Source organism: Aliiroseovarius crassostreae (genome assembly GCF_049803815.1).
In the GTDB taxonomy this organism is placed as follows: Bacteria; Pseudomonadota; Alphaproteobacteria; order Rhodobacterales; family Rhodobacteraceae; genus Aliiroseovarius; species Aliiroseovarius crassostreae_A.
Genome location: NZ_JBNAGI010000002.1, coordinates 392,755 through 417,518, shown reverse-complemented (window position 1 = coordinate 417,518; position 24,764 = coordinate 392,755). Strand labels below are relative to the sequence as shown.

Below are 24,764 nucleotides of genomic sequence, written 5' to 3'. Positions count from 1 at the left end.
GCGCCCCCAGCCCTCTCAAATCACGCCAACAGCTTGTGACACAGTTCCAACCCATCGATCAGCGTGTCGACCTCGTCGCGGGTGTTGTAAAGCCCAAACGACGCGCGCGCCGTGGCGGCGACGCCCAGATGCTCCATCAACGGTTTGGCGCAATGATGACCCGCCCGGATCGCAATGCCCTTCTTATCAAGGATCGTCGACATATCATGGGCATGGGCCGCGCCGTCCATGGTCAGCGAAAAGATTGCCGCCTTGCCCGGGGCCGTGCCTTGCACATTCACCCAGTTGAGGCCCGAAAGACGCTGATGCGCGTAGGCGGCCAGATCCGCTTCGTGCGCCGCGATGTTCTCCATCCCCAAATCCATAAGGTAGTCCAGCGCGGCCCCCAATCCGATGGTCTGAACAATACCCGGCGTGCCCGCTTCGAACTTCAACGGCGCGTTGGCATAGGTCACGTGATCTTTCGCCACCTCGTCAATCATATCGCCGCCGCCCATGAAGGGCTGCATTTCATCGGCCCGCTCCCGGCGCACATAAATCGCGCCAGACCCTGACGGGCCATAAAGCTTGTGGCCGGTGATAGCATAAAAATCACAGCCCATATCCTGCACATCCACGGGCATATGCACCGCGCCTTGCGATCCATCGACCAAAACCGGAACGCCCTTGTCCCGCGCGCCTTGGCAGATCGCTTTTATGTCCACCACGGTGCCCAGCACGTTGGAACATTGCGTCAACGCGATCAGCCGGGTTTTGTCGGTGATTGCGTCCAGCACCTTCTGCGGATCCAGCGCGCCATCGTGCTCTGGATCCACCCATTTCAGCACCACCCCCTGACGTTCCCGCAAGAGATGCCAGGGCACGATATTGGCGTGATGCTCCATGGTCGACAGGATGATCTCATCGCCTGCGTTCATCCGCGGCGCGGCCCAGGCGTAAGAGATCATATTGATCCCTTCGGTGGTGCCGGAATTGAAGATAATCTCATCTTCGTGCTGGGCGTTCAGAAACCGCTGCACAATCGCCCGCACTGCTTCATAGCGTTCGGTCGACAGGTTCGACAGATAGTGCAAGCCCCTGTGAACATTGGAGTATTCTTCGGCGTAACCCCGCGTGATCACATCAATCACCACCTGCGGTTTCTGGGCCGAGGCGCCATTGTCCAGATAGGTCAGCGGTTTGCCGTTCACCTCGCGGGAAAGGATCGGGAAATCGGCGCGGATTTTGGTGACGTCATACATGGTCAGACTCCGATCTGGATGGGTTCCACACCCAAGAGGACAAGCAGGAAAGAGAGGGCGAAGATCGCCAGAACGATGGTGGTGGCGATGCCGGCAAAGACCAGTCCCGCCGAGCGAAAGCCGTGACTTTCAGCGGTGAAATGGCTGAGGATCCAGAAGAACAGGACCGAACTCATCACCATGAAGATCCCCGCCAGCGCGGGGGCAAACAGCGAAAACAGAAGTGTTGCCGCCTGAAACCCGATCAGCACGAATTCCAGCCAGATCGCAATGGTGATCGCGTCATCCAGCGTGCCGGTCCCCCCCGCCAAGCGACCGATCGTGTAGATCCCGAACACGCCGAGCAGCAGGAACCCGGCCTCGAAGACCCCAAGAGCAATCGGGCTGGACAGGATCGGCCCGAACAACTCGGTGTCGACGGGGTATATCATGTGGCTGACCACCCCCAAGGCGGTGGCCAAAACCAACATCAACCACAGCACCAGCCAACGTGTGCTGCGGGACACGGGCAGGTCAAACAGATCCCGCGCCACTTTGCGCGGTTCGGGCACGGTTTGCAGCACCATGCCAAACAAATATCCGGGGTCGAACCTCATCGCGCCTTCACTCTTTCGGCCATTCGGCTTGTCGGAAATTCACCGACCAGAAGGCGATCAGCGCAAACAAGGCCAATGCGCCAGTGATCTGCATCTGCACGCCCGGGCCGATGAAACCGGACACCAGCCCCCACAAAAGCCATAGCGGTGAGGCGCAAAGCAGCGACCAGAAAAGCGCAAACCGAGCGCCAAAGGCGGTCCCCCGTCCGTTGAACAGACGCGCGATAAAATGGCTGAGCGAGCCAAGCGCATAAAGCACCAGCGGCATGATGAAGACCCAGGCCAGCAGCACCGACCCCAACAGCATATTGAGCTCTTGCCCCGTCTCATGGGCAATGCGCGCCTGTACCGGCATTTGCGAAATGAAGACCACGACGCAGGCCGCCATCAAAACCGCAATGGCCCGATCTTCACGCACCTCAGTGCCCAAACGCCGTTTGAACACATCGCGCGGGGCGCGATAGCTTTTCAGCACATCCTGCATGACCGACATTGGTCTGCCCTTTCTGGCCTCTGCCTCGTCCCCCAGCCCGTCGGCCGGATCACCTGCGATGCCGTTCCAACCACGCTTCCAGCCGAGACACGATATCCTCGGAAATCGCTTCGTCCTCGATCTCGTCAATGGCGTCGGCGAGAAAAGCCAGCACCAGAAGGTCGGTGGCGATCTTTTCCGGCACCCCGCGAGAGCGCAGATAAAACAGCGCCTCTTCGTCGATCGCACCTGAGGTTGACCCGTGCGAACAGGCCACGTCGTCGGCATAGATCTCAAGCTCGGGCTTGGCAAGGAACTGGCTGTCCTCATCGAGCAAAAGCGATTGCGATTTCTGGTAGCCGTCGGTTTTCTGCGCGTCCGGCTTCACCAGGATCTTGCCCTGGAAAATCCCGGCAGCACCGTTTTTCAGCACCTTCTTGAAGACCTGGCGGCTTTCGCAATTCACCGCGTCATGGGTGATGAACACGGTGTCGTCGTGGTGGAACGCGCCGTCTTTGCCATCGCCAAGCGCGGCCCCTGCGATATGCGCGACGGCGTCGTCGCCCAAGAGTTCGATCATCGCCTCGTTGCGGGTCAGCGCGCCGTTGACAGACATGGTGAAGCTTTTGAACACGCTTTCAGCCTGCAAGCGGGCGAAGATATGGGTCGAGACCTGACGTTCGTGATCGCGGCCTTGCGCGCGCACATGGTGGAACTCTGCCTTCGCGGCCACGTCCACCTCGGTCACCTGTGACAGGCGCGATGCGGCGGTACCGTTTTCCAGAAGGGTCAGCTTCGCCCCCTCTTCCAGCTTGATCACGTGGTGCAGCACCGCATCCGAAATCTCGGATTTATGGCGGTAAACCACGCTGACCGGACGGCTGACGCGACCGGTCACACGGATGACCACGCCATCGGTGGCCATAGCCGAGTTTAACGCCGCCAACGGGCGTTGCACGGGCGTTTGGCCACGGGCTTCCAACACACCGTAAAGCTGGCTGGCCCAGTGAATGTCCTTTGCGGCTGCATCCGAAAGGCGATCGATTTCAATCCCTTCGCCAGACAGATCGTCGGATTGATCCGCATTGAACACACCGTCCACAAAGACGATTTTCAACCGGTCGATCGCGTCAAACACAGGCGCTTCGCTGCCGTAATCAAAGACAGACGCCGGGGCCGCCGTGGCAGCAATCAGCCCGTCCGGGCGGGTCCATTTCCAATACTCGTCCCGTCGCGCCGGCAGGCCCATTGCCACCAGACGTTCCGCTGCCTCTTCGCGCGCTTTCGCAGCCCACGCGCCCGAGGCGGGCCGGACCATCGCCGACAGCACCCCGTCCTTGTTCACCGGTTGCGTGCTCATGCGTCCAGCTCCGCCAGAATGTCGGCATAGCCGTTGTTTTCAACTTCCAGCGCCAGCTCCGGCCCGCCCGATTTCACGATGCGGCCCCGCGCCATAATGTGCACCACGTCTGGTTTGATATGGTCGAGCAGGCGTTGATAGTGGGTGATGACAAGGAAGGACCGGCCAGCGTCACGCAGCGCGTTCACGCCATCGGACACCAGTTTCATCGCGTCCACGTCAAGACCGGAATCGGTCTCATCGAGGATGCACATCTTCGGTTCCAGCATCGCCATCTGCAGGATTTCATTGCGCTTTTTCTCGCCGCCCGAAAAACCGACATTGACCGGGCGTTTCAGCATGTCTGCATCGATCTTCAGATCTTTGGCCTTGGCGCGGATGAATTTCAGAAAGTCGGCGGCCGACATTTCCTCTTGCCCGCGCGCCTTGCGCTGTGCGTTCACCGCGGTGCGCAGGAAGGTCATATTGCCCACACCGGGGATTTCCACCGGGTATTGGAAGGCCAGAAACAGACCCGCCGCGGCACGTTCTTCCGGTTCCAACTCCAGAAGGTCTTCGCCATCCAGCGTCGCTTCGCCCCCGGTCACCTCGTACCCATCGCGACCGGACAGCACATAAGACAGGGTCGATTTGCCCGAGCCATTGGGCCCCATGATCGCATGAACACTGCCTGCGGGCACTTCAAGATCCACACCTTTCAGGATCTGCTTGTCTTCTTCTTCAAGTTTAACTTGCAAGTCTTTGATTTTCAGCATCTTTACGTCCTTACGAAACAGTGACAGCCGTGCCCGAGGCCGACACCATCAGCATGTTGTTGATCACTTCATAGTCGAGGTCCACGCCCACGACGGCATTTGCGCCTTTTTCGCGGGCGCGGTCTTGGAGTTCCTGCAAAGCCACGTCGCGCGCCTTGCCAAGCTCTTGTTCATAGGCGCCCGAACGGCCCCCAACGATATCGGTGATGGCGGCAAACACGTCGCGAAACACATTTGCGCCCAGAATGGCCTCGCCCACGACAATGCCGTGATAGGCCTTGATCGGGCGTCCTTCGACGGATGGGGTTGTGGTCACGATCATCTCTTGTCCTCCGGATTGCAGGAAAGTCGTTTGGGCATCAATGCCACCGGCTCATCAGTTTCACGGCCGCGCGCCCGGCGGCCCAGCCCAGGAAAATCCCAAGCGGGATCCAGATCATCGGGTTCATCAGCGCATTGGGATTGAGGTTGATGACGACAACCGCAATCAAGCCCCCGATCGCCGGAAAGGCAAAGGGGATCGCGCTTTCAATACCGTCACGAAGATTGCTCATCTTTCCGCCTTTCGCGCGGTGGGTTACCCCACCGACCCTTCCAGAGAAATCGCCACAAGCTGTTGAGCTTCCATCGCAAATTCCATCGGCAGGGCTTGCAGCACCTCTTTGGCAAAGCCGTTGACGATCAGGGCCACGGCCTCTTCCTCGTCCATGCCACGCTGGCGGCAATAGAACATCTGTTCTTCATCCACTTTCGAGGTTGTCGCCTCATGCTCGACCCGCGACGAGTTGTTCTTGACCTCGATATACGGCACCGTGTGTGCCCCGCACTGATCACCGATCAGCAAACTGTCGCATTGCGTATAGTTGCGCGAGTTTTTCGCCTTTGGGTGCATGCTGACCAGACCACGATAGGTGTTCTGCGCCTTGCCCGCACTGATCCCCTTGGACACGATGCGCGACTTGGTATCGCGGCCCAGATGCACCATTTTGGTGCCGGTATCGGCCTGCTGATAGTTGTTGGTGATCGCAATCGAGTAGAACTCGCCCTGGCTTTCGGCCCCGCGCAGAATGCAGGACGGGTATTTCCAGGTGACGGCAGAGCCGGTTTCGACCTGGGTCCACATCACTTTTGATCGGTCGCCACGGCAATCGGCGCGTTTGGTCACGAAGTTATAGATGCCGCCTTTGCCCTCTTCATCGCCGGGAAACCAGTTCTGAACGGTGGAATATTTCACCTCGGCATCTTCTTCGACGATGATCTCGACCACAGCGGCGTGCAACTGCGCGGTGTCGCGTTGCGGCGCGGTGCAGCCTTCCAGGTAGCTCACGTAAGAGCCCTTGTCGGCAATGATCAGCGTGCGTTCAAACTGGCCGGTGTTTTCCGCGTTGATGCGGAAATAGGTGCTGAGTTCCATCGGGCAGCGGGTGTTAGGCGGAATATAAACAAACGACCCATCCGAGAAGACCGCGCTGTTCAGCGTCGCGTAATAGTTATCGGTGACCGGCACCACCGATCCCAGGTATTTCTTCACCAGCTCCGGGTGTTCGCGGATCGCCTCGGAAATCGAGCAGAAAATCACGCCCGCTTTCTTCAGTTCCGCCTGAAAGGTGGTGCCCACGGAAACGCTGTCAAACACCGCGTCCACAGCCACTTTACGCTCTTCCTCAGGCATCTCGACGCCTGCCAGAATGGCTTGCTCTTTCAGCGGAATGCCAAGTTTCTTGTAGGTTTCCAACAACTTGGGATCCACGTCGTCCAGCGATTTGGGCTTTTCTTCCATCGACTTTGGACGGGCATAATAATACTGATCCTGAAAATCGATCTCGGGATAGTTCAACAGCGCCCAGCTGGGTTCATCCATCTTTTCCCAACGCTGAAACGCGGACAGGCGCCATTCGGTCATCCAGTCCGGTTCTTCGTTTTTCTCGGAAATCAGGCGCACGATATCGGGGTTTAGGCCCTTGGGGGCATATTCCATCTCGATCTCGGTTTCCCAGCCGTATTTGTATTTTCCGGCAAGCGATTTCACCGCCTCGACGGTTTCTTCTTCAACGCCTTCCTTGACGTTCAGCTCATCAATACCGGCCATGTCACCCTTTCGATCCGTCATCCCTTGCGGGCGCGGAATTTTCCATATTCCCGGCTCCAGGCATCCGCAAATGCCAGAACCTCTTTCTCACTCGTTTCAGGGCCAAGCGACACGCGCACCGCGCAGGCCGCCAGCCCGTCTTCGTACCCCATCGCCTTCAACACAGCGCTGGATTTGACCTTCCCGGAGGAGCAGGCAGACCCGGCCGATATGGCAAAGCCCGCCAGGTCCATCACCATCACCTGTGTCTCACCTTTCCAGCCCGGAGTGATGAAGCACGAGGTGTTGGGAAGCCTGTTCGCGTCTTTCCCGACAAAAATAGTGTCTTTTGCTGATTCCGCAATGGCGTTTTCTAGAATCTTTCTAAAACCTGCGATCCGTTCGCAAACTCCAGCCTCCAAATCACGCTGTGCAGCGCGGGCAGCGGCGGCAAATCCGGCGATGCCGATGATGTTTTCCGTGCCCGAGCGGCGGCCCATTTCCTGCCCGCCGCCTTTGATTTGTGCCGCAATATCCGTGCCGCGTTTGACGATCAATGCACCAACCCCTTTGGGGCCACCAAGCTTATGCGCGGACACAATCGCCATATCCGCCCCGCACCAGTTGAACGCAAAGGGAATTTTACCAAAGGCTTGCGTGGCGTCGGTCAGGCGCAGCCCTTCGGGCAACTGTTGGATCACACCGGTTTCCGAATTGGCGAGTTGCAGCGTGGCGCCTGCCGGGTCAGGGACGTGCACCGTGCCGTCCGGCGACACGGCCAAATCTTCATCGCACCAGGACCGCACCGCGTCATGTTCAACGCCCGCACAGTGCACATCCTGCCCGGCAAGGGCGAGCGCGGCCGCCTCGGTCGCCGACGAGGTAAAGATGATGTCCGCCCCCTCTGCCCCCAGACAGGCGGCCAGATCCTTGCGCGCGCGCTCCATCAGGCCCTTTGCGGCCCGGCCTTCTGCGTGGACGGAAGACGGGTTCCCCACCACGTCCATCGCCCGCAGCATCGCCTCGCGCGCCTCAGGGCGCAGCGGCGTGGTGGCATTCCAGTCCAGATAAGTTCGGGTCATTGGATCAGGCTTTCAGGTTTTGCGTCAAAGGGGCGCCGGGTCGTTCGTCACGGCCCATGTCACGGCCCATCACTTCGTGCCGCGATTAAAGAAGAGCAGAGCGAAACGGTGAAACCGGTCGTGCCAAAACGACGTGATTGATTAGTCGTCATCCACAACCGAGAACAGGGTTGGCACGGCGGGACATGGGGTGAGCTCGTTTTTCACCACGTCCGACAGGCGGGTTTGATGAAGGAAAACATAGACATGCGCGGAGAGCCCTTCCCAAAGACGGTTGGTCATCGATTGTGCACGTGACCCCGAAGACGCGCCCGACGCCCCGGCCCCCTTGTGCATGGCTGACACGGTTTCATCGACCGCAGACAGGATTTCCGCCACCCGGATGTCACTGGGCGATTTGGCCAGGCGATAGCCGCCCCCCGGCCCGCGCACGCTTTGCACCAGTTCCGCGCGGCGCAGCTTCACGAATAGCTGTTCAAGGTAAGGCAGCGAAATATCCTGCCGTTTTGACAGATCGGTCAGCGACAAAAGCTCCCCCTCTGGCATCATCGCCAGATCGGCCAGCGCCACCATTGCATATCGCCCTTTGGTCGAGAGTTTCATCTCTGCCCCCGTCTGTGGTTGCCAAAAACATTGACCTTGCCCGCGTGGGCCACTAGGTCACTAAAGACGTGCTTGCTCAGGGCTTTGCGCCCAAGGCCAGCGCATACCCGTATTATGGCGCGCGCCCCCACCCGTCAAGGAGTGCCGGGCCTGCGGACAGGAGAGAGCAAAACGAATGCCCGAAGTGATTTTTCCCGGCCCCGAAGGTCGGCTCGAAGGCCGCTATCACCCGCAAAAAGAAAAAGACGCCCCGATTGCCATCGTGTTGCATCCGCACCCGCAATTTGGCGGGACGATGAACAACAAGGTGGTCTATAACCTGCACTATGCGTTCCACAAAATGGGCTTTAATGTGCTGCGGTTCAACTTCCGTGGTGTGGGCCGGTCGCAGGGCGAATATGATCAGGGCGTGGGCGAACTGTCAGATGCGGCGTCGGCCCTGGATTACCTGCAGTCCATGAACCCGAACGCCAAACATTGCTGGGTTGCGGGCTTCTCTTTCGGGGCCTGGATTGGTATGCAGCTTTTGATGCGCCGCCCGGAGATCACCGGATTTATCTCGGTCTCTCCGCCCGCAAATATGTATGATTTCAGCTTCTTAGCCCCCTGCCCCAGCTCGGGCCTGATCCTGAACGGCACCAATGACCGCGTGGCCCCGCCCGCGGACACCCATGCGCTGGTGGACAAGCTGCATGAGCAGAAAGGCATCACCATCACGCATACGGAAATCGAAGGGTCCGGCCACTTTTTTGAAGAGCCGCATATGGACACGATGATCACCTGTGTGGATGAATATGTGCGCCGTCGCCTGACGGAAAACACCCGCTAACCCCCTGAAAACCCGATCAGGAGACCGCTGATGAATTTTCTCGAACAGGTTGCGGATGCGCTCGCGCAGGATGTGTTGAAAGTGTATGAAGCCACCGGGGATGAAAGCGTGATCACCAAGGTCAAGAACGAGCTGAGCACCAACTCGTCGACCCTGGAAGAGGCCTATATGACCGCGATCCGGGTGCGCCGTTCGGAGAAACGTGGCCGTGAGCTTTTGCAACGGATCAAGCAGGACGCCGGATTGGACTAACGCTGAAGGCGCAAAAAACGACAGGCAAAAGGCGGGGGATCCCCGCCTTTTCTTTGGGGGCTGCTGTGTCGCCTCAGGACAAAACTTTAAACCTTTTACGACCAAATCCGCAAAACTTTAAACTCTTTAAAGCGTTGCAGGCCAAAGTTTAAAGTTTTTAAAGCCCGTAGATCTCGCCAAACTTGGCTTCAAGATAGGTCAAAAGCGGCTCGACAGACACCGGTGTCCCGGTCGCATGTTCGATCGTCTGAACCGGCTCACGCAGCCCGCCGAATTGCTGAAGCTTCGCCCCCAGCCAATCGGTCGCATAGGTGGCTTTACCCTTGGCAAGTTTGACATCGAGTTCCGGCAGATCCGACCGGAGCGCCTCATAGAGACAGCCCGCGTAAATATTGCCCAGAGCATAGGTCGGGAAATAACCAAACAGCCCCACCGACCAATGCACATCCTGCAACACACCGTTGGCGGCCTTGTCCACGTCGTACCCGAAATCCGCCGCAAAGCGCGCATTCCAGGCCTCTTCCAGATCCTTCACCTCCAGCTGCCCGCCGATCAGCCGGCGTTCCAGATCAAAGCGCAGCATGATGTGCAGGTTATACTGCACCTCGTCGGCCTCGGTGCGGATATAGCCCTTGTTGATCCGGTTCACCGTGCCATAAAACGCATCGCGCGAACTGGCTGGGGCTTTGCCGAAGACCTTCTCCATCTGATCAAACAGATAGCCGGTGAAGGCGCGCGAGCGGCCCAATTGGTTTTCATAGATCCGCGACTGGCTTTCATGTACACCCATCGACACGCCCGACCCCAACGGCGTGAAGAGATGCGCATCGTCAATGCCCAGCTCGTAACAGGCGTGACCAACCTCATGAATGGTCGAGTAAAAACAGTTAAACGGGTCTTCTACGGCGGTGCGGGTGGTGATGCGCACATCCTGCCCGGACCCCGATGAAAACGGGTGAACCGCCTTGTCCAAGCGCCCATGATTGAAGTCATATCCGAAGGTTTTGGCGAGCTTCTTTGCCAACCTCATCTGCTTTTTGGCAGGGTATGTGCCAAGGATGGCTTCGGGTTGACGGTCCGCGCCAAGCGCGGCATCCCGCAGCGCCACCAGACGCGGGCGCATGGCGTCAAACAGGGTCTGGATTTCGGTGCCCGAGGTGCCGGGTTCATAGCCCTCAAGCAGCGCGTCATACAGATCGCCACCATCAGCCAGCGCGCTGGCACGCTCTCGTTCCAGTTTGACCACCTCTTCAAGAACTGGACGGAAGGCGTTGAAATCATTGGCGGCGCGGGCGTCGGCCCAATGGCGTTGTGCCTTTGAGGTCACGCGCGCGATCTCGGTTGCCAACGCCTCTGGCACGCGCGAGCGGCGGGTGAAATCCCGGCGAATATGGCGCAGATTGGCGCGCTGAACCTCATCCAGATCGCCCTCATTGATCGTGGCGAGCCAGTCGCCAATGCGCGGATCGGTGGCGCGTTGGTGCAGGATTTTCTCCAGCACGGCCATTTCTTCGGCGCGCTGATCACCAGCCCCTTCGGGCATCATCACCTCTTGATCCCAGCCTTGACGGCCGGCGACCTCTCGCAACGCCTGTGTATCGCGTTGAAAGCTCATGAGTTCGGTATATGATTTCATATCAACCTCTTACGGATTGTTCTGTGGGGTAGCCTGCCAGGAACCGGGCGTTCAGGGTCAGGACAAAGACAAGGATCGCGCCGATCTGGTGGGTGATCGCCACATGCAGCGGCGCGGCCTGCAAGACGGTGGCAATGCCCAGCACGGCCTGCGCCAACACCATCACCGTGACCAGCGAAAACGCCATGCGGGTGTTTGCGTTGGGCGAGCGGCGCGAGGCGCGCCAGACCACCAGCGCGAAGATCACCAGAAGATAGCCCACCATCCGGTGCAGGAACTGCACAAGACCCGCGTTTTCAAAGAAGTTGCGCCAGATCGGGTCGAGGCTGAAGGCCTCGGGCGGGAAAAACTGATCCGCCATCCACGGCCAGTCGACAAAGCTGCGGCCCGCGTCAATTCCGGCCACCAGCGCGCCCAGCAGGATTTGCAGCGCGGTGAGGTGCAAAAGTCCGGTGGACAGGCCCCAGAGCTTTGTTTCGCGGGCGCGGCGGGCGGCCATGATCCCGGCGGCGTCCCGCCCCAGCGTCAGGATATACCAGGTGATCAGGCCCAGGATCAGAAAGGCCAGCCCCAGATGGGTGGCGAGGCGATAGGACGCCACATCGACCATGTCGCCGCTGAGGCCCGAGGAAACCATCCACCAGCCGATAAAGCCCTGCAACCCGCCAAGGGCGCCAAGGCCAAGCAGGCGGGGCGTCCAGCCGGTGGGGATGGATTTGGTCAACAAGAGCGCGAGAAAGCCAACGGCCCAGACCAGACCAATGAAACGGCCCAGCTGGCGATGCCCCCATTCCCACCAGTAAATCTCTTTGAAGGCGGCCAGGTCCATATGGCTGTTTTGCAGTTTGAACTCGGGGATCTGCTGGTATTTCTCAAATTCGGCCATCCAGGCGGCGTCGTTCAGCGGCGGCAAGGCCCCGGTGATCGGCGCCCATTCGGTGATCGACAACCCGCTGTCTGTCAGCCGGGTCAGCCCGCCCACCACCACCATTGCGGCGACCAGCACAAAGAGGGTCGCAAGCCAGATCCGCACCGGGCGCCGATTGCCGCCCCCGGCCCCGCCACGATCGATCCCGCCGGTTTTCGCCACCGGTTTTTCACCTTCCGCGCTGACCTCTTCAAAAATGCTGCGGGGCTTGGACATGCTGGGTCTCTCCTTGGCTGTGACGTATGGAACGGGCCGCAAAATTTGCGCGATATTCCTTTATGTAGGGCGGATTGCCAAGGGGGAAAGCGCCCTGCGGGGACAGGTCTGACGACGAGAGATTTCAATGGGTGAAAGGACGCGCGAAAAACCGTCCATTTCACCCGTGAATGACCGCCTTTTGGTTGTCCACATCCCCCCCCGATGATATAGAAGGTCAATCAAGATATTGTGTGAAACGCACCAGAACGGCGGACAACGTGAGCGATACTCCCGAAACCCCTGAAAACGCAGGCGAAACCCCTCCTGAACGTCCCGTATATGACGGGCCGCAGATCTCGATCGAAGAGGAGATGAAAACCTCCTATCTCGATTATGCGATGTCGGTCATTGTCAGCCGCGCGATCCCGGATCTGCGCGACGGGTTGAAGCCGGTGCACCGGCGCATCCTTTACGCGATGCATGAGACAAATAACACCCATGACAAGCCCTATCGCAAATCGGCCCGCCCGGTGGGCGATACGATGGGGAAATACCACCCGCATGGGGACAGCGCGATCTATGACGCGCTGGTGCGGATGGCGCAGCCGTTTTCCATGTCGCTGCCCCTGCTTGATGGTCAGGGCAACTTTGGCTCGATGGATGGCGATAACCCGGCGGCGATGCGTTACACCGAGGTGCGGATGGACAAACCGTCGGCGGCGCTGTTGGCGGATATCGAGAAAGACACGGTTGATTTTCAGGACAACTATGACGGCAAGGACCTGGAACCCACTGTTTTGCCAGCACGTTTTCCGAACATGCTGGTCAATGGCGCGGGCGGGATTGCCGTGGGGATGGCCACCAACATTCCGCCGCACAACCTGGGCGAAGTGATCGACGGCACGCTGGCGCTGATCGAAGACCCGGATCTCAGCTCGGAAAACCTGATGGAATACATCCCCGGCCCGGATTTCCCCACCGGCGGCATTATGCTGGGTCGTTCCGGCGCGCGCAAAGCCTATACCGAAGGGCGCGGATCGGTGATCGTGCGGGCAAAATCCCGTATCGAAGAGATCCGGAAAGACCGCTATGCCATTGTTTTGGATGAGATTCCCTATCAGGTGAACAAGGCCACCCTGATTGAGCGGATTGCCGAGGGCGTGCGTGACAAAAAACTCGAAGGCATCTCGTCCGTTCAAGATGAAAGTGACCGGATTGGTGTGCGGGTTGTGGTCGAGCTGAAACGCGACGCAACGCCCGAGGTGGTGCTGAACCAACTGTTCCGCTACACGCAGATGCAAACGAGTTTCGGCTGCAATATGCTGGCGCTGAACGGCGGGCGTCCCGAACAGCTCACCCTGCGCGATTTCCTGAGCCATTTCATCACCTTCCGCGAAGAAGTTGTCACCCGACGCACCGCGTTTGAACTGCGCAAAGCGCGCGAACGCAGCCATGTCCTTTGTGGTCTGGCCGTGGCCGTGTCGAACGTGGATGAGGTGGTTGCCACCATCCGGTCGTCACAAGACCCGGCCGATGCGCGCGCCAAATTGATGGAACGCCGCTGGCCCGCCCATGACATCGCGGAATACATCCAGCTGATCGACGATCCGACCCACAAGATGAACGAGGACGGCACCTATAACCTGTCGGAAACGCAAGCGCGCGCCATTCTGGAGCTGCGCCTGCAACGTCTGACCGCGATGGGTGTGAAAGAGGTCACGGACGAACTTCAAGAACTTGCCGCAAAGATCCGGGATTACTTGGATATTCTGCGATCACGCGAACGGATCATGGCGATCATTTCGGGTGAGCTGATGGAGGTGCGCGAGCAATTTGCCGTTCCGCGCCGCACCGAGATTGTCGACTGGTCCGGCGATATGGACGATGAGGACCTGATCGAACGCGAAGACATGGTGGTGACCATCACCGCGTCGGGTTGGGCAAAACGTACCCCGCTGGCGGATTTCCGGGCGCAAAAGCGCGGCGGCAAGGGCCTGTCGGGGATGCAGACCAAAGACGAAGACGTGATCACCAATCTTTTCGTTGCCAACACCCATACCCAGCTTCTGTTCTTCACCGAAGATGGCATGGCTTATAAATTGAAAACCTGGCGCCTGCCGCAGGGGGGCCGCACCGCCAAGGGCAAACCGCTGGTCAATATCCTGCCGATCCCAACCGGTGTGTCGATTGCGGCGATCATGCCGGTGGACCGCGCGGAAGAGGAATGGGACGATCTGCAGGTGGTCTTTGCGACCTCGAAAGGATCGGTGCGCCGCAACCGTCTGTCGGACTTCACCAATGTGAAATCCAACGGTAAAATCGCGATGAAGTTCGAGGGCGAGGACGAAAACACCCGCCTGATCAATGCGCGAATTTGTGATGAAAATGATGATGTTATGCTTGTCACGTCTTCCGGTCGCGCGATCCGTTTCCCGGTCACTGACGTGCGCGTCTTCAACTCGCGGTCGTCCACCGGGGTGCGTGGCATCAAGCTGGTGAATGACGGGGATGAGGTCGTGTCGATGTCGGTGATCCGCCATTTCGACGCCACCCCCGATGAACGGAACGCCTTTATCAAACGCTTCCGTGGCGAATTGGGATCAGACGACAATGAGGCGGGCGAAGAGATCGTCAGCGACCTGTCGGAAGAGCGCTATCAGGAAATGCTGGCCGCCAACAACCTGCTGGTCACGCTGAACGAAGGCGGCGCGGGCAACCTGACCTCGTCGCATGATTACCGTGTCTCTGGCCGTGGCGGTCAGGGGGTTGGCGCCATGAAGGGCGGCAATATCGTCGCCTGTTTCCCGGTGGAACTGTCCGATCAGATCATGCTGGCAACGTCAAAAGGCCAGTCGATCCGCTGCCCGGTGAATGGCATTTCCTTCCGCTCGCGCTCTGCCGGCGGGGTGAAAGTGTTCAACACCGCCAAAGGCGAAAGCGTGGTGTCGGTGGCCCGGGTGGTGGAAAGCGAAGACGAAGAGGTCGAAGTGGATACACCCGCCGATGAGGGCAACGCGGACAGCTAAGCCCCTTCCCCGAGATCCAGAGAACACCCGTTGCAAATCGCGGCGGGTGTTTTCGTTTGAACGCTTGCCCGCCTTCATCCGCACCTCTATATCCCCCCCATGACACAGATACTTCATATCGTGGGCGGCGGCATGGCCGGGTCCGAGGCCGCCTGGCAGGCCGCAAACATGGGCGTAGACGTGGTGATCCACGAGATGCGCCCGAAGGTGGAAACCTTTGCCCATCGCACCGGCGATTTTGCCGAGATGGTGTGCTCCAACTCGTTTCGGTCGGATGATGATGAGCAAAACGCTGTGGGGCTGTTGCATTGGGAAATGCGCGCCGCCAACGGGTTGATCATGACCACGGCGGACCGGCACAAACTGCCCGCCGGGGGCGCGCTGGCGGTGGATCGTGATCCGTTTGCCGCCGACGTGACCGCACAATTGCGCAGCTTACCCAATGTGTCGGTGGAATATGGCGAGATCACCGAATTGCCCACCGAGGGCCATTGGATTTTCGCCACTGGGCCGCTCACATCCCCTGCCCTTGGCGAGGCGATTGCGGCGGAAACCGGCACGGATCGCCTGGCGTTTTTCGACGCGATTGCGCCGATTGTCTATGCCGACAGCATCGATATGGACGTGGCCTGGATGCAGTCGCGTTACGACAAGGGCGAAACCGAGGAAGAGCAGAAAGCCTACCTCAATTGCCCGATGACCAAAGACCAATATGAGGCCTTTATTGATGCGCTTCTGGCCGCCGACAAGACCGAGTTCCATGAGGGCGAAACCGCCACCTATTTTGACGGGTGTCTGCCGATTGAGGTGATGGCCGAACGCGGGCGCGAGACCTTGCGCTTTGGGCCGATGAAACCCATCGGCCTGACAAACGCCCATAAGCCCGATGAAAAACCCTATGCAGTGGTGCAACTGCGGCGCGATAACGCCTTGGGAACGCTTTATAATATCGTCGGCTTCCAGACCAAGATGAAATATGGTGCCCAGACTGAGGTCTTTAAGATGATCCCCGGGTTGAAGAACGCCAGTTTCGCGCGTCTTGGGGGCATTCATCGCAACACCTTCATGAACTCGCCCACATTGCTTGACGATCAGATGCGGTTGAAATCACGGCCAAATCTGCGCTTTGCGGGGCAAGTGACGGGGGTTGAGGGCTATGTGGAAAGCGCCGCGATGGGGCTGCTTGCGGGCCGTTTGGCGGCCGCTGAACTCCTTGGGATGGACCTGCCCGCGGTGCCGCAGGACACCGCGATGGGCGCGCTGATCCATCACATCACCGGCGGGGCTGAGGCGAAAACCTTCCAACCGATGAATGTGAATTTTGGCCTGTTTCGTCCGGTGGACGGCCTGAAAGGTGGGCGCCGTGGCCGCAAGGACCGCTACAAAGCCTATACCGATCGGGCCAAGGCCGACTGGTCCGGTTGGCTGGAAAACTTCGCATAAAGGAGCGGGTGCAAATGTCTGATTTCAAAACACGATTTGCACCCAGCCCCACCGGCCCGCTTCACCTGGGTCACGCCTATTCCGCGCTTCTTTCCCATGATATGGCCCGCGCCGCCGGGGGGGAATTCCTGCTGCGGATTGAGGACATCGACAGCACCAGGTCGCGCGCCCATTGGGAAGAGCAGATCTATGACGACCTCACTTGGCTTGGGATCACGTGGGACGCGGAACCAATGCGCCAGTCCGACCGCCTGCCCGCCTATCGCGCTGCCCTACAGGATCTATGGGATCGCGGCCTGATCTACCCCTGCAGCTGCACCCGCAAAGACATTCAGGTCGCGGCTTCTGCCCCGCAGGAAGGTGCGGATCCCGCCAATGAACCCACCCGTGGCCCAGATGGGCTAATCTACCCGGGCACGTGCCGTACCAAACCCCGGCCCAAGACCCGCCCCGAAGGGGAAGCCCTGCGTCTCGATATGGCCCGCGCGGTCGAAACCCTCACCCAAGCAGGCCACGCCCTGCTTTGTTTCACCGAAACCGGCCCCGATCCCGCCACACATGAGATCCGGCTGGCGGATATGATCCAAACAGTCGGCGACATTGTCCTGTCGCGCCGTGATTTCCTAGGGTCCTACCATCTCTCGGTGGTGCTCGATGACGCCGCCCAAGGCATCACCCATGTGATCCGGGGAAAAGACATCTTTCCCGCCACGCAGATCCACGTCCTGCTGCAAAACCTGCTCGGCCTGCCCACACCCACCTACCACCACCATCGCCTGATCCGCGACGCGGCCGGCAAACGCCTCGCCAAACGGGATGATGCGCGCGCCATCGCCACCTTCCGCGCCGAGGGGGCCACCCCCGGCGATATCCGCGACATGGTCGGGCTCTAGACGGGGCACCCCCCCGGACACCATCCCCTCATTTTCTGGTCATAAATATCCCGGGGGTCTGGGGGCAGCGCCCCCAGCCTTGCCACCTACGTCATCGGCGCCATCAATTCCACTTCTTCCCCCTCGCGCACCGCCGTGTAAAAACAGCTCCGGCGATAGGTGTGACAGGCCGCCCCCTCCTGGCGCACGGTGACCAGAATGCAATCCTTGTCACAGTCGAACCGGAAATCCACCAACTCCTGCACATGGCCGGATGTTTCGCCCTTGATCCAGAACGACTGACGCGAGCGCGACCAATAGGTGACCCGACCGGTGTCCAGTGTCTTTTCCACCGCCTCCCGGTTCATCCAGGCCATCATCAGAACCTCGCCATTGTCCGCATCCTGCGCAATGGCCGGGATCAACCCCTTGTCATCATATTTCATCTGGCTCGCGTCGAATTGCATGGCGCATCCTTTCCATTTTCTGGCCCAGGTTCTATGTAGGGGGCAATGGCCACATGCGCCACCACACAATGCCGCGCAACACGGTCAAAAGGCAGGACAAGATGAGCGACAGCGACCTGATCAAACTCTACTCCAAACAGATCCTGGCCCTGGCCGCGCAAATCCCGCATCTGGGCAAGCTGAACACCCCAGAAGGAGAGGCCAAGGTGCGCTCGCCGCTTTGCGGGTCCACCGTGACGGCCCAGGTGGTGATGCGCGACGGCAAGGTTGCGGAATTTGCCCAGAACGTCAAAGCCTGTGCCCTCGGGCAAAGCTCTGCCGCGCTGTTGGGCAAGGAGATCATCGGGCTGGATCAGGCCACATTGCAGCGCGGGCGTGATCAATTGGCTGCCATGCTGCGCGATAACGGCCCTGTCCCAACTGATCCCTTTGACGGGTTTGAAGTGCTGATCCCTGCCCGGGAATTTCGAAATCGACATGCTTCGATCCTGCTGGCCTTTGATGCCGCATTGCAGGCCATCGAAATGAGCTGTGAAAATTAACCGGATTTCAAATTTCACAGGTTAGCACGGTTCTGTCCAGCGGAGAGAATACGTGCTTGAAAACCAAGATTTCCACATCCAGGCTGATGGTCCGCCCCATCGGGGAAAACCCGATGCCGAGCTATCTTATCTTGCCGAAAAAGGGTCGAAACTTGCCCATGATATCGTTGATATCGCAGGTTTTTTGCAGGATGTGGACCAGAAAAGTTCCGGTCAGCTAAGCGCGATCACCCAATTGTCGACGCAGGCACAGGGGGTATTGCAGGCCAATACCCAGGTGCGTGATGCCATGACCACGCTGATGGAAAGCGCCCAAACCACGCTGGACACGGTGGAAAGCTCGACCGATATGATCCGACAAAGCGGTGCGCAATCCAAGGATATTGCCGGTTGGGTCAAACATCTGTCCGGGCAGATGACAGAAATGGCAGAGGCGCTGTCTTCGGTATTGTCGGCCAACGAACAGATTGCATCGATTGCGGCGCAGGTGAATATCCTGGCCATCAATGCCAAGATCGAGGCGGCCCGCGCAGGCGACGCGGGGCGCGGTTTTGCCGTCGTGGCCGAGGCGATCAATGAACTTTCGGGGAAGACGGCGAAGTCCGCGGAGCTCATTTCGGTCAATGTCACCGGCCTGTCGGAACGGATCACCAAGCTGAACGACGAAACCAAGCAGGTCGAGGCGACGGCGGAAAAGGTGCTGAGCGACAGTCAGAAAACCGATGCAGCCATGGGGCAGATTGCGAATGCGGCGCGTCAGTCCAGCGATCAGACCAATACGATCATGATCCAGGCTGGCAAGGTGGGCGACGCGGTCGAAGCGTTTTTGCCCACTTTTCAAGAGATGGAAACTTCGGTCCGCAATACGGCGGACGGTGTGCATCAGGTCACCGAAAAAACCAATATGCTGGTGGATGCGTCAGAAGAGATTGTCCAGCGCACTGTGGTTTTGGGCGGAGAATCAATGGATCTCCCCTTTATCGACCGTGTCCAAAAAGACGCCGCGCAGGTGGGAGAGATGTTGGAGCAGGCAATATCTGCAGGCGAAATTAGCACATCTGCCCTGTTTGAACGGCGGTACACCGCAATTCCGGGCAGCAATCCGCAACAGGTCATCGCGCCCTTTACCGCGCTGACAGATCGGGTGCTGCCGCCGTTGCTTGAAGCCGCATTAAGCAGCAATCCTGCCATTGTGTTCTGCGCTGCGGTGGATGATCACGGGTATCTGCCCACCCATAACAAGAAGTTTTCCCAGCCCCAGGGCGATGATCCGGTGTGGAACACCGCCAATTGTCGCAACCGTGTGATTTTTAATGATCGGGTTGGATTGAAGGCCGGGCGCTCGCGGGCCCCCTTCCTGCTTCAGGTCTATCGCCGGGATATGGGGGGGGGCGAATTTGTGTTAATGAAAGACCTGTCCGCACCGATTTATATCAATGGCAAACATTGGGGTGGGTTGCGCATGGGCTATAAGGCCTGATCTGAGCGCAGCTGATCTGACGGCCTTTTGGTCTGGCAAAAAAAACCGCCGCGCTCCTGGCAGGGAGGCGGCGGAAGTTGCGGCTCGGGTGTTCCGGTTCCAGGGCGGGAATGAGGCAAACGCCCTGGCGTTGGGACAGGTGACGGGCAGTGAACCGTCAATGCATCAGTTTGGGACAGGATGCAGGTACCGGACCGTCCGCAAAACTCGGGTTAACTCACATCAGGCCAGGCAGGTGCAGAGACGCAAAAAGAACAATCAACAGTGACATGCCCCCAATCGTGTCCTGCCAGATGGTGGCGGATGACCGGGACAGTACGTCTTTCACCTGTTTCATCATGGGTGTTCCTCCTGCTCTCTTATCGTGGTGTTAACCTTAGTTGCCACTTTGTTCTCATATCACGTGCGCCGTGTAAAGAACTTTTAAAGAACATTTGTGAACTTTTCAGAACATTTTTGCTAACCGACTGAAATCAAACGGATCGCCTGATCCTGCCGCATCAGCCAAAGGAGAACACGCGCCGCATGCCCCCGTGCGCTTTCCAGTTTTGGATCTTGCGACAGCAGCAATCGCGCATCTTTTTGCGCCACCGCCATCAAACCCGCCTGATGTTCCAAATCCGCGATCTGGAAATGTGGAAGGCCTGATTGCGCCGTGCCGATCATATCACCCGCGCCGCGCATCTGCAGATCGGCCTCGGCAATGACAAAGCCATCTTCGGTATCGCGCATGGTGGTCAGTCGGTTTTCACCGCCGGCCGTCAAAGGAGCCTGATACAAAAGCACACAGGTTGACGCCGCTTCGCCCCGCCCAACCCGACCACGCAACTGGTGCAATTGCGCCAGGCCAAAATGCTCTGCCCCTTCGATCACCATGATGGTGGCATTGGGCACGTCCACCCCCACTTCAATCACGGTTGTGGCAACCAGGACCTGGGTTTCACCCCGCTGAAAGGCCGCCATCGCCGCATCTTTTTCCGCTGTTGGCATTTGACCATGTACAAGTCCCACCACCCCGTCGCCAAGTGCAGCGCGCAGATGTTTGAAGCGCTGCTCGGCCGCCGCCAGGTTCATGACCTCGCTTTCATCCACCAGCGGGCAGACCCAATAGGCCTGCGCCCCATCCCGGATCACGGCGCGCAACCTTTCGACAATCTCCTCCAGACGTGATGATGACACCATCACCGTTTTGATCGGCTTTCGCCCGGGTGGCTTTTCATCAAGCACCGACACATCCATATCGCCATATTGCGCCAGGGCCAGGCTGCGCGGGATCGGTGTGGCCGTCATCACCAGCACGTCAACCGCGGCGCCTTTTTCGCCCAACTGCATCCTTTGCGCGACGCCAAAGCGATGCTGCTCATCCACAATCGCCAGCCTAAGATCATGATATTCGACATCATTTTGGAAAACCGCATGGGTTCCGACCAAAATATGAATGTCCCCACGCACCAGCGCCTCCAGTTTCCGTCGCCGCTCGGCCCCCTTGTCGCGCCCGGTTAGGATTTCCACCACCACCCCGGCCTGTTCTGCCATCGGCTGCAGGCCCTGCAAATGCTGGCGCGCCAAAATTTCCGTGGGGGCCATCATCACCCCCTGCCCACCCGCCTCTACGGCGACCAGCAAGGACATCAGGGCCACCAGGGTTTTGCCCGCACCCACATCGCCCTGCAGCAATCGGTTCATGCGTTTTCCCGAAGCCATATCATCGCTGATTTCGGCAATGGCGCGAGTTTGCGCTTGGGTCGGCGCATAGGGCAGCGCATCCAACACCTTTTTCTGAAATGCGCCGGTCGACAAACTGACCTGCCCCTTGCCGCGCCGCATATTCGACCGCGCCAGGGCCAGCGTCAGTTGATGAGCAAACAGTTCATCATACGCCAGCCGTCGCCGCGCGGGCGCCGCATAGGCCAGATCATCGGCTCCCTGTGGCGCATGGGCCAGTCGCAGCGCCTGGTTCCAATCCGGCCAATGCTCCTTGTCCATTAGCCCGGGATCAATCCATTCCTTCAACACCGGAATACGCGACAACACATCCCCAACCGCCCGGACCATCGCCTTGGACGTCACCCCGGATGTCAGATGGTAAACCGGTTCATAGTCAGGAATTTTTCCGCTTTCGGCGGGGGGCACGATGAAATCCGGATGTGGCATCTGCAATTGCCCATCGAAGGCTTCAACCTTGCCCGACACCACACGTTTTTCGCCCACGGGCAATTGTCGCCCCAACCACTCTGTGTTGGCGTGAAAAAACACCAGGGTGAAAACGGTGAGCGTATCTTTTACAACAACCCTGTACGGCGCTTGGCGGCTGCGCCCGGGGCGATGGTCCACAACTTCGACTTCGACCGTCGCGACCTGTCCGGGTTCCACTTCTGCCAGTGACGCGCGAAATCGGCGATCCACCCCTGAATAAGGTAATGAAAACAAAAGGTCACGCGGCGCTTCAATCCTTAACGCCCCAAGGGCCTTGGCCGTTTTGGGTCCAATCCCGGCCAGGCTTTCAAGATCAGCAAACAGGGGGAACAGAATTTCAGGCCGCGCGGACATGTTACAAATCTCCGATCAGGGCCAGCCAGCCGTCTTCATCCAGGGTTTCAATGCCCAGTTCCGCTGCTTTTCTGGCTTTGGATCCGGCCCCCGGCCCCGCCACCAGAATATCGGTTTTTTTGGAAACAGATCCGGCCACTTTCGCGCCGAGGCTTTCAGCGCGCGCTTTGGCCTCGGACCGGGTCATTTTGTCCAGAGAGCCCGTGAAGACCACGGTTTTGCCCGCCACCGGGCTGTCTGCCGCCGGGGCTTCGGGTGGAATGATGGTCAAAAACGCGCGTAATTCGTCAAAAGCTGCGCGTTCTTCCGGGTTGGCAAATGCATCAGAAAGGGACAGGCCCAACGTCGCGCCGATCCCATCGATGCCAATCAGATCAGCCCAGGCCGCGCTTGCGGCAATGGGTGGGTCACATTTGGCGATCGCGGCATCACGCACGGCCTTCACAGACGCGCGGCGCCCATCAACCTTTGCGGCTCGACGTTCTGCTTCTTCTGCCTGATCCGCGGCGCGATGCGCCAGCGCCGCCGGGCGCGCCGCATCCACAGCCTGCGCCATGTCATCCCAGTCGCCATAATGGGTCGCAAGATCGCGCGCGCCCACTTCGCCCACATGGCGGATACCAAGCGCAAAGATCAGGCGGGACAGGGCGATTTCCCTCTTTTCCCGGATCGCTGCAAATAGGTTGGCGGCAGAGGTGTCGCCCCACCCGTCCCGGTTCTTCAGCTTGGTCAGGTTTGAGCTGTCCCGATCTTCCAACTTGAAAATATCTGCAGGTTTTTGGATGGGAAGATCCGGGTCAGCGTAAAACATCTCGATCTGTTTTGCGCCCAGACCATCGATGTCAAACGCGCCGCGAGAAACGAAATGTTTCAGTTTCTCAATGGCCTGCGCGGGGCAGATCATTCCCCCCGTGCAACGGCGCACGGCGTCGCCGTCTTCGCGGATCGCATCCGACCCGCATTCGGGGCAGGTTTCAGGGAACACGTAGGGCCGGGCCGTGTCCGGGCGTTTTGCCAAATCCACGTCCGATATTTTCGGGATCACATCCCCCGCACGATACACCTCAACCCAGTCCCCCACGCGGATATCCTTGCCATCGCGAATGTCGACGCCGGAATTGTCCCGCCCTTGGATGTAATCTTCGTTGTGCAACGTGGCGTTGGAGACCACCACGCCGCCGACCGTGACCGGGGTCAGGCGCGCGACCGGACTGAGCGCGCCGGTGCGCCCGACCTGAATGTCGATCCCTTCCAGCCGGGTCCAGGCCTTTTCAGCCGGGAATTTATGGGCAATCGCCCAGCGGGGGGTGGTTGATCGATAGCCAAGACGTTGCTGATATCCAAGATCATCCACCTTGTAGACCACGCCGTCGATATCATAACCCAGCGTTGCACGCTGCAGTTCGATTGCGCGGTAATGCGCGATGAGATCATCAAGGTTGGTGACCCGCCGGGTCAGCGGATTGGTTTGAAACCCGAGGGCATTCAACCGTTTGATCGCGTCAAATTGGGTTTGTGCCAACGGTGACGACACAACGCCCCAGGCATAAGCAAAAAACCGAAGTGGACGGGATCGGGTGATGGAGGCATCAAGCTGACGAAGCGATCCGGCGGCGGCGTTGCGCGGATTGGCAAAGGTCTTTTCACCCTGCTTTTCCTGCTGGGTGTTTAGCGCTGCGAAATCCTGGTGCGACATATAGACTTCGCCACGCACTTCGAGAATATCCGGCGCGTTTTCGAGGGTCTGGGGGATGTCATTGATCACCTTTGCATTCTTCGTGACATTTTCACCCACTTCGCCATCCCCGCGGGTCGCTGCGTAAATCAGTTTTCCGGATTCATATCGGAGCGAAAGCGATAACCCGTCGATTTTGGGTTCAGCCGTGTAAGCAAGCGGATCGGATTTGGTCAGTCCAAGGAAATTGCGGATGCGGGTATCAAATTCAGAAACGTCTTGGTCATCAAAAGCGTTGCCCAGTGACATCATGCGCATTTCATGGCGGATCTTGCCAAACCCCTTGGCGGGGGCTGCCCCCACCTGTTCAGACGGGCTGTCTGAACGTTTTAGATCGGGAAACCGCGCCTCGATCTCCAAGTTTCTGCGCTTGAGCGCATCAAATTCGGCATCTGATAACTCGGGCGCGTCTTCGGTGTGATAGAGTGTATTGGCGCGTTGAATGAGCGCAGCCAAACGGGCCAGCTCTTTCGCGGCTTCGTCTTGGGTCAACTGATCTGTATTGATCTCGGATAGCTCGCGCGCCATGGGGTCTCCCGTCGTCTTCTTTAATAGGCCTGACACACCAACCTTTTGCAGATCATCCCACCAGGCGGCTTGCCTTCGGGTATTTAAACCGTCCGCATAAG

22 protein-coding genes are annotated in these 24,764 nt (G+C 58.9%); 7 read left to right on the top strand and 15 right to left on the bottom strand.

Translation table 11 applies throughout. From position 1 onward, the window contains the following. Positions 1–20: 20 nt before the first annotated feature. The 10 genes from ACP15V_RS07830 to ACP15V_RS07785 form a co-directional block, all read right to left on the bottom strand. Positions 21–1,241, bottom strand: a complete 1,221-nt coding sequence (locus ACP15V_RS07830) for a cysteine desulfurase (RefSeq protein WP_424943112.1) — start codon at positions 1,239–1,241, stop codon at positions 21–23. A 2-nt stretch (positions 1,242–1,243) separates the two neighbouring features. After that, the gene (locus ACP15V_RS07825) at positions 1,244–1,837 is read right to left on the bottom strand and encodes a YIP1 family protein (protein WP_424943111.1); all 594 of its coding nucleotides are present in this window, start codon (positions 1,835–1,837) and stop codon (positions 1,244–1,246) included. Positions 1,838–1,844: 7 nt separating this feature from the next. Then, positions 1,845–2,330, bottom strand: a complete 486-nt coding sequence (locus tag ACP15V_RS07820; protein ID WP_424943110.1) for a YIP1 family protein — start codon at positions 2,328–2,330, stop codon at positions 1,845–1,847. A 49-nt stretch (positions 2,331–2,379) separates the two neighbouring features. After that, positions 2,380–3,669 carry a SufB/SufD family protein gene (locus ACP15V_RS07815; protein WP_424943109.1) on the bottom strand — a complete coding sequence of 430 codons (1,290 nt, stop codon included), beginning with the start codon at positions 3,667–3,669 and terminating at the stop codon, positions 2,380–2,382. Continuing rightward, positions 3,666–4,424, bottom strand: coding sequence for a Fe-S cluster assembly ATPase SufC (sufC, locus tag ACP15V_RS07810; RefSeq protein WP_424943108.1), 759 nt, complete (start codon positions 4,422–4,424; stop codon positions 3,666–3,668). The genes ACP15V_RS07815 and sufC overlap by 4 nt, the downstream gene beginning before the upstream one ends. Before the next feature lie 10 nt (positions 4,425–4,434). Further along, on the bottom strand, positions 4,435–4,746 hold the full coding sequence (locus ACP15V_RS07805; protein WP_424943107.1) for a heavy metal-binding domain-containing protein: 312 nt from the start codon (positions 4,744–4,746) through the stop codon (positions 4,435–4,437). A gap of 37 nt (positions 4,747–4,783) precedes the next feature. Continuing rightward, complete coding sequence (locus ACP15V_RS07800) at positions 4,784–4,978, bottom strand: hypothetical protein (protein ID WP_424943106.1); 195 nt, start codon at positions 4,976–4,978, stop codon at positions 4,784–4,786. A 23-nt stretch (positions 4,979–5,001) separates the two neighbouring features. Further along, positions 5,002–6,513 carry a Fe-S cluster assembly protein SufB gene (gene sufB / locus ACP15V_RS07795; RefSeq protein ID WP_424943105.1) on the bottom strand — a complete coding sequence of 504 codons (1,512 nt, stop codon included), beginning with the start codon at positions 6,511–6,513 and terminating at the stop codon, positions 5,002–5,004. Positions 6,514–6,530: 17 nt separating this feature from the next. Continuing rightward, entirely contained in the window at positions 6,531–7,574 is a 1,044-nt protein-coding gene (locus tag ACP15V_RS07790; protein ID WP_424943104.1) for a cysteine desulfurase family protein, read from the bottom strand. A gap of 141 nt (positions 7,575–7,715) precedes the next feature. Next, positions 7,716–8,177, bottom strand: a complete 462-nt coding sequence (locus tag ACP15V_RS07785; protein ID WP_424943103.1) for an Rrf2 family transcriptional regulator — start codon at positions 8,175–8,177, stop codon at positions 7,716–7,718. Between the two features lie 175 nt (positions 8,178–8,352). On the opposite strand from ACP15V_RS07785, the gene ACP15V_RS07780 reads away from it, so the two are divergent. Both ACP15V_RS07780 and ACP15V_RS07775 read left to right on the top strand, forming a co-directional pair. Beyond that, complete coding sequence (locus ACP15V_RS07780; protein WP_424943102.1) at positions 8,353–9,006, top strand: alpha/beta hydrolase; 654 nt, start codon at positions 8,353–8,355, stop codon at positions 9,004–9,006. A gap of 30 nt (positions 9,007–9,036) precedes the next feature. Next, positions 9,037–9,258, top strand: coding sequence for a hypothetical protein (locus ACP15V_RS07775; RefSeq protein ID WP_424943101.1), 222 nt, complete (start codon positions 9,037–9,039; stop codon positions 9,256–9,258). A 157-nt stretch (positions 9,259–9,415) separates the two neighbouring features. On the opposite strand, the gene ACP15V_RS07770 is transcribed toward ACP15V_RS07775, so the two are convergent. Then, complete coding sequence (locus ACP15V_RS07770; RefSeq protein ID WP_424943100.1) at positions 9,416–10,894, bottom strand: carboxypeptidase M32; 1,479 nt, start codon at positions 10,892–10,894, stop codon at positions 9,416–9,418. 1 nt (position 10,895) lies between these two features. Beyond that, on the bottom strand, positions 10,896–12,038 hold the full coding sequence (gene ctaA, locus ACP15V_RS07765; protein WP_424943099.1) for a heme A synthase: 1,143 nt from the start codon (positions 12,036–12,038) through the stop codon (positions 10,896–10,898). 260 nt (positions 12,039–12,298) lie between these two features. On the opposite strand from ctaA, the gene gyrA reads away from it, so the two are divergent. The 3 genes from gyrA (at position 12,299) to gluQRS (ending at position 17,382) form a co-directional block, all read left to right on the top strand. Then, the gene (gene gyrA, locus ACP15V_RS07760; protein ID WP_424943098.1) at positions 12,299–15,046 is read left to right on the top strand and encodes a DNA gyrase subunit A; all 2,748 of its coding nucleotides are present in this window, start codon (positions 12,299–12,301) and stop codon (positions 15,044–15,046) included. 99 nt (positions 15,047–15,145) lie between these two features. Next, positions 15,146–16,489 (top strand): methylenetetrahydrofolate--tRNA-(uracil(54)-C(5))-methyltransferase (FADH(2)-oxidizing) TrmFO, encoded by a 1,344-nt coding sequence (gene trmFO, locus ACP15V_RS07755; RefSeq protein ID WP_424943097.1) that lies wholly within the window; start codon positions 15,146–15,148, stop codon positions 16,487–16,489. A gap of 14 nt (positions 16,490–16,503) precedes the next feature. Then, a complete protein-coding gene (gene gluQRS / locus ACP15V_RS07750) occupies positions 16,504–17,382 on the top strand; it encodes a tRNA glutamyl-Q(34) synthetase GluQRS (protein ID WP_424943096.1) in 879 nt (292 codons plus the stop codon). Positions 17,383–17,468: 86 nt separating this feature from the next. Here the strand turns inward: gluQRS and hisI are convergent, their stop codons facing one another. Continuing rightward, positions 17,469–17,828 carry a phosphoribosyl-AMP cyclohydrolase gene (gene hisI, locus ACP15V_RS07745; RefSeq protein ID WP_424943095.1) on the bottom strand — a complete coding sequence of 120 codons (360 nt, stop codon included), beginning with the start codon at positions 17,826–17,828 and terminating at the stop codon, positions 17,469–17,471. Between the two features lie 101 nt (positions 17,829–17,929). Here hisI and ACP15V_RS07740 point away from each other — a divergent pair, with 101 nt between their 5' ends. Next, positions 17,930–18,370 carry an iron-sulfur cluster assembly scaffold protein gene (locus ACP15V_RS07740; RefSeq protein WP_424943094.1) on the top strand — a complete coding sequence of 147 codons (441 nt, stop codon included), beginning with the start codon at positions 17,930–17,932 and terminating at the stop codon, positions 18,368–18,370. Positions 18,371–18,422: 52 nt separating this feature from the next. Continuing rightward, on the top strand, positions 18,423–19,850 hold the full coding sequence (locus tag ACP15V_RS07735) for a methyl-accepting chemotaxis protein (protein WP_424943093.1): 1,428 nt from the start codon (positions 18,423–18,425) through the stop codon (positions 19,848–19,850). A gap of 459 nt (positions 19,851–20,309) precedes the next feature. Here the strand turns inward: ACP15V_RS07735 and recG are convergent, their stop codons facing one another. Both recG and ligA read right to left on the bottom strand, forming a co-directional pair. Next, positions 20,310–22,400 (bottom strand): ATP-dependent DNA helicase RecG, encoded by a 2,091-nt coding sequence (recG, locus tag ACP15V_RS07730; RefSeq protein ID WP_424943092.1) that lies wholly within the window; start codon positions 22,398–22,400, stop codon positions 20,310–20,312. A gap of 1 nt (position 22,401) precedes the next feature. Then, positions 22,402–24,663 carry an NAD-dependent DNA ligase LigA gene (gene ligA / locus ACP15V_RS07725; protein WP_424943091.1) on the bottom strand — a complete coding sequence of 754 codons (2,262 nt, stop codon included), beginning with the start codon at positions 24,661–24,663 and terminating at the stop codon, positions 22,402–22,404. Between the last annotated feature and the right edge of the window lie 101 nt (positions 24,664–24,764).

Excerpts from the sequence above, each read along its gene's own strand:
- ACP15V_RS07740 (WP_424943094.1), top strand. The coding sequence starts at position 17,930 with ATGAGCGACAGCGACCTGATCAAACTCTACTCCAAACAGATCCTGGCC.
- ACP15V_RS07805 (WP_424943107.1), bottom strand. The coding sequence starts at position 4,746 with ATGATCGTGACCACAACCCCATCCGTCGAAGGACGCCCGATCAAGGCC.
- sufC (WP_424943108.1), bottom strand. The coding sequence starts at position 4,424 with ATGCTGAAAATCAAAGACTTGCAAGTTAAACTTGAAGAAGAAGACAAG.
- ACP15V_RS07775 (WP_424943101.1), top strand. The coding sequence starts at position 9,037 with ATGAATTTTCTCGAACAGGTTGCGGATGCGCTCGCGCAGGATGTGTTG.
- recG (WP_424943092.1), bottom strand. The coding sequence starts at position 22,400 with ATGTCCGCGCGGCCTGAAATTCTGTTCCCCCTGTTTGCTGATCTTGAA.
- sufB (WP_424943105.1), bottom strand. The coding sequence starts at position 6,513 with ATGGCCGGTATTGATGAGCTGAACGTCAAGGAAGGCGTTGAAGAAGAA.
- ACP15V_RS07800 (WP_424943106.1), bottom strand. The coding sequence starts at position 4,978 with ATGAGCAATCTTCGTGACGGTATTGAAAGCGCGATCCCCTTTGCCTTT.
- ACP15V_RS07815 (WP_424943109.1), bottom strand. The coding sequence starts at position 3,669 with ATGAGCACGCAACCGGTGAACAAGGACGGGGTGCTGTCGGCGATGGTC.
- ACP15V_RS07825 (WP_424943111.1), bottom strand. The coding sequence starts at position 1,837 with ATGAGGTTCGACCCCGGATATTTGTTTGGCATGGTGCTGCAAACCGTG.
- ACP15V_RS07820 (WP_424943110.1), bottom strand. The coding sequence starts at position 2,330 with ATGTCGGTCATGCAGGATGTGCTGAAAAGCTATCGCGCCCCGCGCGAT.
- ACP15V_RS07785 (WP_424943103.1), bottom strand. The coding sequence starts at position 8,177 with ATGAAACTCTCGACCAAAGGGCGATATGCAATGGTGGCGCTGGCCGAT.
- ctaA (WP_424943099.1), bottom strand. The coding sequence starts at position 12,038 with ATGTCCAAGCCCCGCAGCATTTTTGAAGAGGTCAGCGCGGAAGGTGAA.
- hisI (WP_424943095.1), bottom strand. The coding sequence starts at position 17,828 with ATGCAATTCGACGCGAGCCAGATGAAATATGATGACAAGGGGTTGATC.
- ligA (WP_424943091.1), bottom strand. The coding sequence starts at position 24,663 with ATGGCGCGCGAGCTATCCGAGATCAATACAGATCAGTTGACCCAAGAC.
- ACP15V_RS07780 (WP_424943102.1), top strand. The coding sequence starts at position 8,353 with ATGCCCGAAGTGATTTTTCCCGGCCCCGAAGGTCGGCTCGAAGGCCGC.
- gluQRS (WP_424943096.1), top strand. The coding sequence starts at position 16,504 with ATGTCTGATTTCAAAACACGATTTGCACCCAGCCCCACCGGCCCGCTT.
- ACP15V_RS07790 (WP_424943104.1), bottom strand. The coding sequence starts at position 7,574 with ATGACCCGAACTTATCTGGACTGGAATGCCACCACGCCGCTGCGCCCT.
- ACP15V_RS07830 (WP_424943112.1), bottom strand. The coding sequence starts at position 1,241 with ATGTATGACGTCACCAAAATCCGCGCCGATTTCCCGATCCTTTCCCGC.
- trmFO (WP_424943097.1), top strand. The coding sequence starts at position 15,146 with ATGACACAGATACTTCATATCGTGGGCGGCGGCATGGCCGGGTCCGAG.
- ACP15V_RS07770 (WP_424943100.1), bottom strand. The coding sequence starts at position 10,894 with ATGAAATCATATACCGAACTCATGAGCTTTCAACGCGATACACAGGCG.